The sequence below is a fragment of the Microbacterium bovistercoris genome (genome assembly GCF_003387575.1).
Lineage (GTDB): Bacteria > Actinomycetota > Actinomycetes > Actinomycetales > Microbacteriaceae > Microbacterium > Microbacterium bovistercoris.
Window position 1 is genome coordinate 31,833 of sequence record NZ_QUAB01000033.1, and the last position, 12,255, is coordinate 44,087.

15 protein-coding genes are annotated in these 12,255 nt (G+C 70.5%); 8 read left to right on the forward strand and 7 right to left on the reverse strand.

All coding sequences use genetic code 11. The features are described 5' to 3' along the window. The first annotated feature begins 6 nt into the window (after nucleotides 1-6). Nucleotides 7-1,233, forward strand: a complete 1,227-nt coding sequence (locus DY023_RS05435) for a pyridoxal phosphate-dependent aminotransferase (RefSeq protein WP_116241327.1) — start codon at nucleotides 7-9, stop codon at nucleotides 1,231-1,233. On the opposite strand, the gene DY023_RS05440 is transcribed toward DY023_RS05435, so the two are convergent. Continuing rightward, nucleotides 1,181-2,416, reverse strand: coding sequence for a CpaE/TadZ family protein (locus tag DY023_RS05440; RefSeq protein ID WP_116241328.1), 1,236 nt, complete (start codon nucleotides 2,414-2,416; stop codon nucleotides 1,181-1,183). The two genes, DY023_RS05435 and DY023_RS05440, sit on opposite strands and share 53 nt — an antisense overlap. Next, nucleotides 2,413-3,033, reverse strand: a complete 621-nt coding sequence (locus tag DY023_RS05445; protein WP_116241329.1) for an SAF domain-containing protein — start codon at nucleotides 3,031-3,033, stop codon at nucleotides 2,413-2,415. The genes DY023_RS05440 and DY023_RS05445 overlap by 4 nt, the downstream gene beginning before the upstream one ends. Before the next feature lie 97 nt (nucleotides 3,034-3,130). On the opposite strand from DY023_RS05445, the gene DY023_RS05450 reads away from it, so the two are divergent. Beyond that, a complete protein-coding gene (locus DY023_RS05450; protein WP_116241330.1) occupies nucleotides 3,131-3,409 on the forward strand; it encodes a helix-turn-helix domain-containing protein in 279 nt (92 codons plus the stop codon). 48 nt (nucleotides 3,410-3,457) lie between these two features. On the opposite strand, the gene DY023_RS05455 is transcribed toward DY023_RS05450, so the two are convergent. Further along, entirely contained in the window at nucleotides 3,458-4,054 is a 597-nt protein-coding gene (locus DY023_RS05455; RefSeq protein ID WP_116241331.1) for a hypothetical protein, read from the reverse strand. Nucleotides 4,055-4,205: 151 nt separating this feature from the next. Between DY023_RS05455 and DY023_RS05460 the strand changes: the two genes are divergently transcribed. Together DY023_RS05460 and DY023_RS05465 are read left to right on the forward strand one after the other, a co-directional pair. After that, nucleotides 4,206-4,592, forward strand: coding sequence for an Rv3235 family protein (locus DY023_RS05460; RefSeq protein ID WP_116241332.1), 387 nt, complete (start codon nucleotides 4,206-4,208; stop codon nucleotides 4,590-4,592). Between the two features lie 32 nt (nucleotides 4,593-4,624). Continuing rightward, nucleotides 4,625-6,097 (forward strand): sensor histidine kinase, encoded by a 1,473-nt coding sequence (locus tag DY023_RS05465; RefSeq protein WP_116241333.1) that lies wholly within the window; start codon nucleotides 4,625-4,627, stop codon nucleotides 6,095-6,097. A 78-nt stretch (nucleotides 6,098-6,175) separates the two neighbouring features. Here DY023_RS05465 and DY023_RS05470 read toward each other — a convergent pair whose 3' ends face one another. After that, entirely contained in the window at nucleotides 6,176-6,424 is a 249-nt protein-coding gene (locus DY023_RS05470) for a WhiB family transcriptional regulator (protein WP_116241334.1), read from the reverse strand. Nucleotides 6,425-6,627: 203 nt separating this feature from the next. On the opposite strand from DY023_RS05470, the gene DY023_RS05475 reads away from it, so the two are divergent. Further along, nucleotides 6,628-7,026 carry a hypothetical protein gene (locus tag DY023_RS05475; RefSeq protein WP_116241442.1) on the forward strand — a complete coding sequence of 133 codons (399 nt, stop codon included), beginning with the start codon at nucleotides 6,628-6,630 and terminating at the stop codon, nucleotides 7,024-7,026. Here DY023_RS05475 and bcp read toward each other — a convergent pair whose 3' ends face one another. From bcp to aroA, 3 genes are read right to left on the reverse strand one after another with little or no spacing between them, the layout of a single operon-like run. Continuing rightward, entirely contained in the window at nucleotides 7,027-7,503 is a 477-nt protein-coding gene (gene bcp, locus DY023_RS05480) for a thioredoxin-dependent thiol peroxidase (RefSeq protein ID WP_116241335.1), read from the reverse strand. A gap of 34 nt (nucleotides 7,504-7,537) precedes the next feature. After that, nucleotides 7,538-8,581 carry a ribosome small subunit-dependent GTPase A gene (gene rsgA / locus DY023_RS05485; protein ID WP_116241336.1) on the reverse strand — a complete coding sequence of 348 codons (1,044 nt, stop codon included), beginning with the start codon at nucleotides 8,579-8,581 and terminating at the stop codon, nucleotides 7,538-7,540. Continuing rightward, entirely contained in the window at nucleotides 8,578-9,921 is a 1,344-nt protein-coding gene (gene aroA / locus DY023_RS05490; protein ID WP_116241337.1) for a 3-phosphoshikimate 1-carboxyvinyltransferase, read from the reverse strand. Before aroA ends, rsgA begins: the two co-directional genes overlap by 4 nt. Before the next feature lie 50 nt (nucleotides 9,922-9,971). On the opposite strand from aroA, the gene DY023_RS05495 reads away from it, so the two are divergent. The 3 genes from DY023_RS05495 to DY023_RS05505 are packed head-to-tail and all read left to right on the forward strand — an operon-like array spanning nucleotide 9,972 to nucleotide 12,236. Then, nucleotides 9,972-10,652 (forward strand): sigma-70 family RNA polymerase sigma factor, encoded by a 681-nt coding sequence (locus tag DY023_RS05495; RefSeq protein ID WP_181905731.1) that lies wholly within the window; start codon nucleotides 9,972-9,974, stop codon nucleotides 10,650-10,652. After that, a complete protein-coding gene (locus DY023_RS05500; protein ID WP_116241338.1) occupies nucleotides 10,649-10,888 on the forward strand; it encodes a zf-HC2 domain-containing protein in 240 nt (79 codons plus the stop codon). The genes DY023_RS05495 and DY023_RS05500 overlap by 4 nt, the downstream gene beginning before the upstream one ends. 46 nt (nucleotides 10,889-10,934) lie before the next feature. Then, a complete protein-coding gene (locus tag DY023_RS05505; protein WP_116241339.1) occupies nucleotides 10,935-12,236 on the forward strand; it encodes a GNAT family N-acetyltransferase in 1,302 nt (433 codons plus the stop codon). Nucleotides 12,237-12,255: the final 19 nt, after the last annotated feature.

Below are 12,255 nucleotides of genomic sequence, written 5' to 3' on the forward strand. Positions count from 1 at the left end.
TCTGCGATGACCCCTCCTCGCCATTTCGATCAGTCGTCCAAGCTCAAGAACGTTCTCTACGAGATCCGCGGCAAGGCACTGGTCGAGGCGGCACGGCTCGAGGCCGAGGGGCATCAGATCCTGAAGCTGAACACCGGGAATCCCGCGATCTTCGGGTTCGAGGCGCCGCACCAGATCGTCCACGACATGCTCGCAGCCGTGCCCACCGCGCACGGCTACAGCGACAGCAAGGGCATCGTCTCCGCTCGTCGTGCGGTCGTCAGCCGCTACGAGCAGATCCCCGGCTTCCCGCGCTTCGACCCTGATGACGTCTACCTCGGAAACGGCGTCTCCGAACTGATCACGATGGTGATGCAGGCACTGCTCGACGAGGGGGACGAGGTGCTCATCCCGGCGCCCGACTACCCGCTCTGGACCGCGATGACCTCGCTCGCGGGCGGCACGCCGGTGCACTACCTCTGCGACGAGGAAAACGGCTGGAACCCCGACATCGAGGACATCAGGTCGAAGATCACGCCGCGGACCAAGGCGATCGTGATCATCAACCCGAACAACCCCACCGGCGCGGTGTACTCGAGGCAGGTGCTCGAGGGGCTGGTGCAGATCGCCAGGGAGCACGAGCTCCTGCTGCTCTCCGACGAGATCTACGACCGCATCCTGTTCGACGACGCGGTGCACATCCCGACGGCGACGCTGGCGCCGGACCTGCTCTGCCTGACGTTCAACGGCCTGTCCAAGACCTACCGGGTCGCCGGATACCGCTCCGGATGGCTCGTGGTGACCGGCCCCAAGGATCACGCCCAGGGCTTCCTGGAGGGCATCACTCTGCTCGCCTCCACCCGCCTGTGCCCGAACGTCCCGGCGCAGCATGCGATGCAGGCGGCGCTGTCCGGCGTGCAGTCCATCGACGCCCTGATCGCCCCCACCGGGCGCCTGCACGAGCAGCGCGACATCGCCTGGCAGGGATTGGAGGCGATCCCCGGCGTCAGCTGCGTGAAGCCGGAGGGTGCGCTGTACGCGTTCCCGCGGCTCGACCCGAACGTGCACGAGATCCGCGACGATGCGCGCCTGGTCTACGACCTGCTCGTCTCGGAGCACATCCTGCTGGTGCAGGGCACCGGGTTCAACTGGGCGACGCCCGACCACCTCCGCCTGGTGACGCTGCCGGAGCCCCGGGTGCTCACCGAAGCCGTCGAGCGCCTCGGGAACTTCCTCGCGAGCTACCGGCAGTAGCGGCGGGTTCGCGCACGCCGGTCTCCCGCGGGATCAGCCCCGCGGCGAGCCGGCGGACCGCGGCGACCAGTGGTGACCGCGGCAGCACATCGGCGATCGGACGCGCGTGCAGGAGCGCAGCGTCCGCGGCGCGCTGGTCGTGAGGGAGGAACTGCACGTCGTCGATGCCCGCGAACCGGTCGAGGGTCCGGCGGATCTGCCCTCGTGCGTCGATGCCGAGCGGACCGGGGCGGACGGAGTTCGCGACCACCGTGATCGGTGTCGCACCGACCAGGTGCCGAAGCTCGGCGTACCCTCGAACGAACCGGCTGACACCGATCGGGTCTGCAGAGGTCAGCGCGATCACTGCATCCGCCTCGCGCAGCACCGCCGCCGTGGCCGCATGCCGCGACGGTGCAGCGAGGTCGTAGTCGTCGTCCTCCTCCTCGAACGAGGCGGAGACGTCCACGACGATCTCGTCCGCCCACTCCCTGCAGGATGTCAGGGCGCCCCGTAGGCGGGCGGCTCCGAGCTCCGGCCAGCGCGAGGGGCGGTTGAGTCCTCCGAGCACGTCGACCGGACCCGCGGACGTCTCCAGCGAAACCGCCAGGCGCGACAGCTCGGCGGAGTCGAGGCTGCCCAGTTCCGCTCGGCGGCACGCGGCGGCCAGCCCCGGTGCCTCATCGCCCAGGCCGAGCTGCAGCGCGATCGACGGCGCCGTGGTGTCGGCATCGAGCAGAGCGGTGCGCCGTCCCGCTCGTGCGAGCTCGACGGCGAGCTGGATCGCGAGCGTGGTCCGCCCCGGTGCGCCGTGCGGACCCCAGACGGCGATCACCTGCGAGGGGGCGACAGGGGCCGCCTCCTTCGCCGCATCGGGGCGATCGGCGACGAGGGCGTCCGCGATGCGCCAGCCCGGCGTCTCTGCGGGGAACGTGGGGGCGAGCCCGAGCCGGGCCAGCAGACGCTCTTCTCCGTCGCCGAACGCCACGATCCGCACGGCAGCGCGGTCGCAGGCCGCCACGAGCTCGCGCGTGAGCCAGCGACGCGACGGCGTGATGACGAGTGCATCGGCCATCTCGAGGTCAGCGGGATCGATCTTGCCGGGCGCGCAGACGGTGAGGACGGTGACCTCCTCGAGCTCGAGTTCCGCCGCCAGGGCTCCGGCTCGCTCCTCGTCGGCGAGGGCGACGATGACGGCGGTCATTCGGCCGGTCCTGCCGGGATGACGGACACGGCGGCGCCGCCGGTGATCGCGGACAGCACGTCCGCGACATCCGTCCGGTCGATGACCACCTCGACATCCGTGCGCGCGTCGTTCAGCATGCCCTCCGGCTCAGCCACGGAGGCCACGACGGCGTCGGCGACGAGGATGCGGGGGTCGCCGAAGGAACGACCGTCCTCGCTGGGCGGAGCCTGCCAGAGTTCGACCGTGCTGCCCGCGCGCACCCCATCGGGGACCGCGCCGGAGCTGGTGATCACGATCGTGGTGGTGCGGCCGGCCTCGGCATCCGCCGTGCTCGAGCGGGGCACGAGCTCGCCCTCGGCGATCGTGCGCGCGGCGATCATGCCCGATTCCAGGTCCTGCGGCGCGAGATAGTCGTCGGTGAGCGAGCCGAGTCCGACCTCGACGACCTGGAAGTCCGCGGACCCGAGGGGTTCACCGAGGACGATGGTGTGCGATGCCTGCAGCACCGGTGTCGTCTGCCTGGCCGCGCCGACCAGCAGCCACACGCCGGCGATCGAGGCGATGACCAGGACGATGCCGATGAGGAACCGCATGTCGCCGAAGTACGAGCGGCGGGTGCGGGAGTGCGACGTCATGAGGATATGGTCACAGATCCCGGGAGAAGGCTCCGAAAGTTATCCACAGGGCCTCGGGGGCTGTCCTCCCGGGCGTCGTTCGCGCCACAATGGAGCAATGCCCGACACACCCCCGTCCGCTCCGCGCTACCTGACGCCCGGTCAGGTCGCCGAACTCCTCGCCGTCCCGGTAGAGGAGGTCGTCGCGCTCGTCCACGAAGGGCGACTGCGCGGCGCGCAACTCGGCTCGCCGCCGCGCTGGCGGGTCGAGGAGGCCAGCGTGAACGACTATCTCGAGGACCAGACCGAGATCGCGCGGCGCGCGGCGCTCTGGCACCAGTCCGAGAACGCCAGCTTCCCCGAGGTGTGGGGTCCGGCGCCGCGCATTCAGCGCTGACGCCGGCATTCGCTCGTCACCCGCCGCGGGGCACGCGGCGCATTTGGATCACGGGAGCCGCGCGCCCGGCTGCTCGGCGCGGATCCATCGCAGCGACGAGAACGGCACGACGCGGAACCCCCGAACGGTCGACGTCCGCCGAGGTTCTCCGGCATCGTGCAGCGCGATGTCGAGGTGATCGGCACCGGCGCGGTCGATCGTCCCGTGCTGCAGCCCGCCGTCGCGCACGGCGAGCGCGACCGTGGTCCGCCTGCGTGCCAGATCGCGCAGCACGAAGCCCAGATCCATCCGCGCGCGCAGCGGAGACAGCTCGGCGGTCTCGGCCAGGCTGCCGAGGAGACTGCCGTGGTCTGTGCCCACCCCGGCGATGGCTGCGATCGGCACGATCAGCGGTCTGGGATCGTTCCGGATGGTGACCGCGATCCAGTCGGCTCCGATCGTGCGCATGGTCGCGTGCAGCCGATGTTCGTCACCGAGATCGAGGACGACGACGGACGCCTGCCCGCACAGCGCGCGCAGCCGGTCGTGCAGCGTGAGCTTCGAGATGCGCAGCCGCTCCGACTCCGCGTCCAGCGCGGCGCGCTCCGCCTCCCACTCAGAGGCGAGCTGTCCTTCGAGGTCGTCGAAGAGGTGATCCCATTCCACCCTCCGAGAGTAGGCGAGCGCCGATGGGGGAGTACGGGTTATCCACAGAAGTCGGTCGGGAGGCTTCCCGATTCCGGGCATCCGTGTTCTACTTTCCTGGGGTTCAGCGCTGGGGCAACGGACACCACGCATCATGGATCGAGGACGATAGATGACCGCGCAGGAGTATTTCGCGCCCCAGCCCACACCGGCCGACGCCCTGCCCGATCCGGTGCCGCTGCTCCGGGGTCTCGCTCAGGGCGTGCTCGAGGTGCTCGCTGGCGTGCGCGAGGCCGAACAGCTCGTCCGCTGGCTCAGCGAGGACGCGTTCCGCAAGCTCCTGGTCCGCTCGAACCTGGCCGCCCGGGCGCGCAGCGCGCGCGGCACACCCGCGTCCAGGCCCGTCTTCCGCATCCTGTCGGTGCGGTACTCGTCGCCTGCCGAATGCGTGCTCGAGGCGACCCTCGTCGTGCAGGGCCCCGGTCGGGCCAGGGCCGTGGCGGTTCGCCTGGAGGGCCTCGACGGGCGCTGGCGCGCGACATCCCTCGCCGTGCTCTGAATCGCGGGGCGCTCACCCCTATTCTTGGGAGGGTGTCCACGCTCAGTGATCTCGTCCACGCCCAGGGGCTCCTCAGCGACGCCGACGTCGAATGGCTGCACCGACTCGCAGGCGACGGCCAGCTGCTCGCCGACCTCTCGTCGGCCGACATCGTCATCTGGGTGCAGACCGCCGACGGATCGTTCATCGCGATAGCGCACTCGCGACCCAGCGGCGCCGCCACGCTGTTCTACCGCGACATCGTCAGCGAGCGGGTGCGGCCGCAGTGGCGCACCCAGGTGCAGTCGGCGTTCGACACCGGCGAGATCATCGATTCGTCCTCGCCGGACTGGTTCGAGGAGATCCCCACCCGCGTGCGAGCCGTGCCCATCGAACGGCGCGGACAGCAGGGCGTCGTGCTCGGGGTGATCACCCGGCACACCAACCTCGGCGAGGCGCGGATGCCGTCACGACAGCAGATCAGCTTCGATGAGTGCGCGAACGACCTCTTCCGCATGATCGCCACGGGGGAGTTCCCCGACCTCGCGGCCCCGACATCCCCGCGTCGCGGTGCACCGCGCGCCTCGGACGGCCTGATCCGGATCGATGTCGACGGCGTCACCACCTTCGCCAGCCCGAACGCGCTCTCGGCCTTCAACAGGATGGGCTTCGACGACGAGCTCGAGGGGGAGTCGCTCGCCGAGGTGACCACCCGCCTGGTGCCGCCGTCGCGGCAGGTCGACGAGTCGCTGCCCGTGGTCGTGACCGGTCGTGCGCCCTGGCGCACCGACATCGAAGCGCGCGGAGTCACGGTCTCGCTTCGGGCGATCCCGCTCAAGGACCACGGAACGCGGATCGGTGCGATAGTGCTGTGCCGCGACGTCACCGAGCTGCGTCACCAGGAGCAGGAGCTCATCACGAAGGACGCGACGATCCGCGAGATCCACCATCGGGTGAAGAACAATCTGCAGACGGTCGCCTCGCTGCTGCGCATCCAGGCCCGCCGCACGCACTCCGAGGATGCGAGGGACGCGCTCACCCAGGCGATGCGCCGGGTGGAGTCGATCGCGGTCGTGCACGACACCCTGGCGAGCGGCCTCTCCCAGACCGTGGACTTCGACGAGGTGTTCGCGCGTGTGCTCAAGCTGGTGGCCGAGGTCGCCGCCGCGCCGAACACCCGCGCTCGCACGCAGCACACCGGGCGGTTCGGCGTGCTGCCGAGCGAGTACGCGACGCCCCTGGCGCTCGCGCTCACCGAGGTGGTCACGAACGCCGTCGAGCACGGGCTCGCCGGCCAGGAGGGCGTCGTCACGATCGAGGCGCACCGCACCACGGAGAACCTGCGCGTCATCGTGCGCGACACCGGTCACGGGCTCCCGGAGGGCCGGGTCGGTCAGGGCCTGGGCACCCAGATCGTGCGCACGCTCATCCAGGGCGAGCTGGGCGGCACGATCGAGTGGAAGGGCGTGGACGGCGAGGGCACCGAAGTGACCATCGACGTCCCGCTGCGCTGGATCAAGGCCTGACCCGGGCGAGCCCGGACACACGAAGACGCCGCCGCCCGGTATCCGGGCCGGCGGCGTCGTGGTTCTGCGGGCGCGGGCTCAGCCTGCGCGACGTGCGCGAGCGGCGCGGCGCTTGAGGGCGCGGCGCTCGTCCTCGGAGAGGCCGCCCCACACGCCCGAGTCCTGTCCGGTCTCGAGGGCGTACTGCAGGCAGATCTCGGTGACGGTGCAGGTGGCGCAGACGGCCTTCGCCTTCTCGATCTGGTCGACGGCGGGACCGGTGTTCCCGACGGGGAAGAACAGCTCGGGGTCGACGGTCAGGCAGGCGGCTTTGTCGCGCCAATCCATGGGGGCTCCTCGGTATGGGATCTGGTTCGAGCACGCGGTTTGCGACACTCGATGCGGGCGGCGGTTCGGGGGTCCGCTACCCTGGTGAGATGCGAGCGAATGCTCGCCCCACGCCGCTGTGGGAGCACATGGCTTTGTCTATTCTGTTACATGGAAACCGCGAAATCAAGGGTTTTCTGACATCCGATTCCCCAGGAGTGCTCGTGCGCGCATCCCGTTCCGCCGTCCTCGCTGCGATCCTGCTCGTCGCGGAGGGTCTTGCCCTCGGCATCGTCTCGATCATCGAGCTCGTTCAGCTCGGCGCGGGCAACGTCATGTCCACCCCCGCGGGCATCGGCCTGATCGTGCTCACCCTGCTGGTCGCGGCCGGGCTCGTGCTCTTCGCGATCGGGGTGCTGCGCGGCATCTCGTGGGCCCGCTCCGGTGCGGTCGTGTTCCAGGTGCTGGCGATCGCGCTGGCGCTGTCCTCGCTCACCCTCAGCCCCGTTCCGTGGCCGTTCACCATCGCCGTCGGGATCCCCGGCGCGGTGTGCCTCGTGCTGCTGATCCTCGCATCGCGCACCGGTCGTCCGGGTGGCCCGCGGCTGCAGGGCAGGGGCTGATCAGCCGTCGATGCCGAGCGTCTTGCGCAGTCGCGCGACGTGACCGGTGGCCTTGACGTTGTACTGCGCGAGCGTGATGACGCCGTCCTCGTCCAGCACGAAGGTCGAGCGGATGACGCCCTCGACGACCTTGCCGTAGTTCATCTTCTCGCCCCACGTGCCGTAGGCGGCGTGCACGGCGTGATCCGGGTCGCTGAGCAGCTCGAACGTGAGCCCGTCGCGTTCCTGGAACTTCTTCAGCTTCGCCGGCTCGTCGCGGGAGACGCCGACCACGGTGTACCCGGCGCCCTGCAGCGACGAGATGCTGTCGCGGAAGTCGCACGCCTGCGTGGTGCACCCGGGGGTCATCGCGGCGGGGTAGAAGTAGAGCACGACCTTCCGGCCGCGCAGATCCACGAGCGAGACGGTCTTCCCGTCCTGGTCGAGCAGGGAGAAGTCGGGGGCCGGGGTGCCCGGCTCGAGGCGCGTCGCAGTCATGCCCCCAGCCTATCGGCGGCTGCGCGCCGGCCGCTCAGCCGAACGTCTGCAGCAGTCGCTGCAGGGAGTCCAGGCGAGCGCGCCCCGCTTCGCCCAGCTCGCCCGACGCCGCGGCCTCGTTCAGCGCGCAGTCGGGGGCGTCCGGCAGATGGGTGCAGCCCCGCGGGCAGTCCTCGGCGATCGCCGCGAGCTCGGTGAACGCGGCGAGGATGTTCACCGGATCGACGTGCCCCAGCCCGAAGGATCGCACGCCGGGGGTGTCGATCACCCACCCGCGTCCGGTATCGCCGTGGTAGCGCAGCGAGACCGTGGACGACGAGGTGTGCCGGCCGCGGCCCGTGACCTCGTTGACGTGCCCCGTGGCCCGCCCAGCGGTGGGCACGAGCGCGTTCACCAGCGTGGACTTGCCGACTCCGGAGTGCCCGACGAAGACCGTGGAGTGCCCCACCAGAGCCGCCCCGATCTCCTCGACGGGCATCTGCCCCCTGGCGCTGGTGAACACACGCAGGTCGTCCAGCCCGTCGAAGTGCGCGAGGAAGGACGACGGATCGGCGAGATCGGTCTTGGTCACGACGAGGAGGGGGCGGATGCCGGCATCCAGCGCCGCGACGAGGTAGCGATCGACCAGACGCTCGCGCGGCTCGGGGTCGGCGGCGGCGACCACGACCAGCATCTGGTCGGCGTTCGCGACGATGACCCGCTCGACCTGGTCGGTGTCGTCCGCGCTGCGCCGCAGCAGCGAGGTGCGCTCCTCGATGCCGACGATGCGGCCGAGGGTGCCCTCGTCGCCGGATCGGTCGCCCACGACGCGGGCGCGGTCGCCGGTGACGATGGGCTTCTTGCGGAGCTCTCTGGCACGTGCGGCGGTGATCAGATGCTCGTCATCGGTGTCCTCGTCGACCAGCACGCTGTACCGGCCTCGGTCGACGCCGAGCACGCGGCCGATCGAGGCGTCCTCATGGGCGGGGCGGCGCTTGGTGCGGGGCCTGTTGGCCTTCGGATTCGGGCGCACCCGCACGTCGGACTCGTCGAAGTCGTCGAACTCGTCATCGTCGTCGTCAGCGCCCAGCCAGCTCACGCGTCTGCGCCCTCCCGTGCCCCGGTGCCCTCGCGCATCCGCTCCCAGAGCTGCGCGAACTCGGGCAGCGTCTTCGCGGTGGTGCCGATCTCGTCGATCTCGACGCCGGGCACCCGCAGCCCGATCAGCGCGCCGGTGGTCGCCATCCGGTGATCGTGGTGCGCGGGCCACTCGCCGCCGTGCAGCGGGACCGGGGTGATCCGCATGCCGTCGGGCAGCTCCTCGATCTCGCCGCCGAGGGCGCGCAGATTGCCGACGAGCGCCGCGATGCGGTCGGTCTCATGGCCACGGATGTGGGCGACGCCGCGGATCGTGGTGGGGCCGTCGGCGAAGGCCGCGATACCCACGATCGTCGGGGTGAGTTCGCTCGCCGCCGACAGGTCGAGATCGAGACCGCGGATGCCTTCACCGGCGCGCACGGTGAGCACACCCGAGTGACGGATCACGTGCGCGCCCATCGCCCGCAGGATGTCGGGGAGCAGCGCGCCCGGCTGCGTGGAGTGCAGCGGCCAGCCGGTCATCGAGACCTCGCCGCCTGTCACCAGCGCAGCGGCGAGGAAGGGCGCGGCGTTCGACAGGTCGGGCTCGATGGCGATCTGCTTCGCGCGAGGCACGCCCGCCTCGACCAGCCATTCGCCGACGGCGGGCCGTTCGATGCGGATGCCGCGGGTGCTCAGGGCCTCGATGGTCATGTCGATGTGAGGCAGGCTCGGCAGGTGCTCGCCGGTGTGCACCAGATGCAGCCCGACGTCGAACTTCGGCGCGGCGAGCAGGAGCCCGGAGACGAACTGGCTCGATTCCGAGGCGTCGATCTCGACGCGCCCGCCGCGGATGTGCCCGTGACCGCGCACGGTGAAGGGCAGAGACCAGGTGCCCTCGTCGTCGATGTCCACGCCGAGGTCGCGCAGCGCGTGGATCATGGCGCCCATCGGGCGGTGCAGCGCGCTCTCGTGCGCGGTGAGCGGCACGTCTGCTGTGGCGAGACCGGCGAGGGGCGCGATGAAGCGCATCACCGTGCCCGCCTGCCCGCAGTCGATCTCTCTGCCGCCGGTCAGCGGCGCCGGGGTCACCTCGAGGTCGGGACCGAACTCGCCGTCGCCCTCGACCTCCTCGATGCCGACGCCGAGTGCGCGCAGCGCCTCGATCATGCGACGGGAGTCGTCCGAGTGCAGCGGACGCAGCAGGCGGCCCTGGCCGTCGGCGATCGCGGCGATGACCAGTTCGCGGTTGGTCAGCGACTTCGAGCCGGGAATCGTGACGGTCGCGACGACAGGTCCGTCGGCGACCGGTGCGGAATAGCGGCCCGTCGCGGGGGAGGTGGAATACCTTGCAGCGCTCATCGGTTCCAACCTTAGTGAACAGCCCCGACGTGATCGGAGAGGAGGGGCGGATGATCGCCACTCTGGAGCGCGACGACATCGCCATCGTGGACCCGTGGGCCACCGGCCTAGACTGGCCGGTGATGGACGACACCTCTTCTGACGACGCTGCAGCGCGCGACCCTCGACGCGACTTCGAGGAGCAGGCGATCCCGTACATGGATCAGCTCTACGCCGCTGCCATGCGCATGACGCGCAATCCGGCCGACGCGGCCGACCTCGTGCAGGAGACCTTCGTCAAGGCGTACGGATCGTGGGCGACGTTCTCGCAGGGCACGAACCTGAAGGCGTGGCTGTACCGCATCCTGACGAACACGTACATCAACATCTACCGCAAGAAGCAGCGCGAGCCGTTCCAGGGCACGATCGACGAGCTCGAGGACTGGCAGCTCGGCGGGGCGGAGTCCACGACCGCATCACGCAGTCGCTCGGCCGAGGCCGAGGCGATCGACCGGATGCCGGCATCCGTCGTCAAGGACGCGCTGCAGCAGGTGCCCGAGGACTTCCGCCTCGCCGTGTACCTGGCCGATGTCGAGGGGTTCTCCTACCAGGAGATCGCCGACATCATGAAGACGCCCATCGGCACCGTGATGAGCCGCCTGCACCGCGGCAGGCGCATGCTTCGGGAGCTGCTGGCTGACTATGCCGCCGAGCGAGGGATCGCCGCGGCCGGAACGAGGAGCACGAAATGACGGACTGCGGCTGTGAGAAGGCGCGTCGCGACCTGGAGGAGTACCTGCGCTCCGAGGTCTGCAAGACCTCCGAGGGCGAGATCCGCGAGCACCTGGACAACTGCCCGTCCTGCCGGGACGAGGCACTCGTCGCCACGACCCTGACAGAGGTCGTGGCGCGGGCATGCAAGGAGGCAGCTCCCGAGGAGCTGCGCGACCAGGTCCTCGCACGTCTGCGCACCGCCGCGGCGCACTGACCGGCCTGGTCGCCTCCGTGTCGGCGGAGGTCGATAGTCTGAGTCGGTGACCCTCATCGACGCGCGTTCCATCCCCGCAGACCCTCTGTCGGCCACCCGTCTCGAGGAGGCGGGGTTCGACTACCGGCTCGTGGGCATGGACGATCCGGTGGCGGCGGGCGCCTTCACCCAGGCCGTGAACCGCGGGTTCCTCGGTCCCGCTGCCACGGATGATGAGATCACCTGGACAGCCGAGACGTGGAAGGCCCGTCGCAACGTCGGCGTCTATGAGACCGGTGCCGCCGCGGACGCCCTGCCGGTCGCGACGTTGAACTCCTGGGTCGCTCCGGCGACTGTGCCGGGCGGACAGATCCCCATGTGGGCGATCAGCGTCGTCACTGTCGCGGCGACCCACCGTCGCCGTGGGATCGCGCGGAACCTTCTCGAGGGCGAGCTTCGCGCCGCCGTCGCTACCGGCGTGCCGATCGCCGGCCTGACCGTCAGCGAGGCGACCATCTACGGCCGCTACGGCTTCGGGGCGGCCATTCCTGCCGCGCGGATCGCGATCGACACGGGGCGTGCCGGATGGGCCGGCCCCCGCGAGGAGGGACGCCTCGAGTACGTCGCCGGCGAGCAGCTGGCGAGCGATCTCGGAGAGGTGCACGAGCGGTCCCGTGCGAACCGGTCGGGGCAGATCCCCGGTTGGGAGACGCGCTGGAAGACGATGGCCGGACTCGCCGCCGAGGAGGGCAAGAAGAACGCGGGGGCGCGCGGCGTGCGGTATCTCGACGCCGACGGCGAGCTCCGCGGCGTCATGGCGTATTCCATGGCCGACCAGCCGGGCACCTTCCGCAGCGTCCTGAAGATCGCACACCTCGCAGCCCAGACCGATGAGGCGATGCGCGCGCTGTGGGGCTTCGCCGTGAACCACGATCTGGTCACCCGCGTCGAGGTCGATCTGCGCCCGATCGATGACCCGATCGTGCACCTCGTGGCGGATCAGCGCGCCGTCGAGCTGACGGTCCACGACCATGGCTGGCTGCGCATCCTCGACGTGCCTGCCGCGCTGGAGGCGCGCCGGTACGAGGGTCCTGCAGAAGCGGTCGTGCAGGTCGAGGATCAGTACGGGTTCGCGGCGGGCACCTGGCAGGTCCGCATCGGCGCCGACGGCGTCGCCTCGGTGCTGCCCTCCGACGCGGACCCCGACGTCACGCTCGGGGTCGCCGACCTGTCCGCCGCCTATGCCGGGGGTGTGCCGTTGGCGCAGCTCGCGGCGGCCGGGCGGGTGCGCGGCGACGCGAGGGTCATCGGGGCTCTGAGCCGGGCGTTGCGATCCGGCCGAGCCCCGCTGCTCGGCATCTGGTACTGAGCGTCGGGGAAGCCGACCG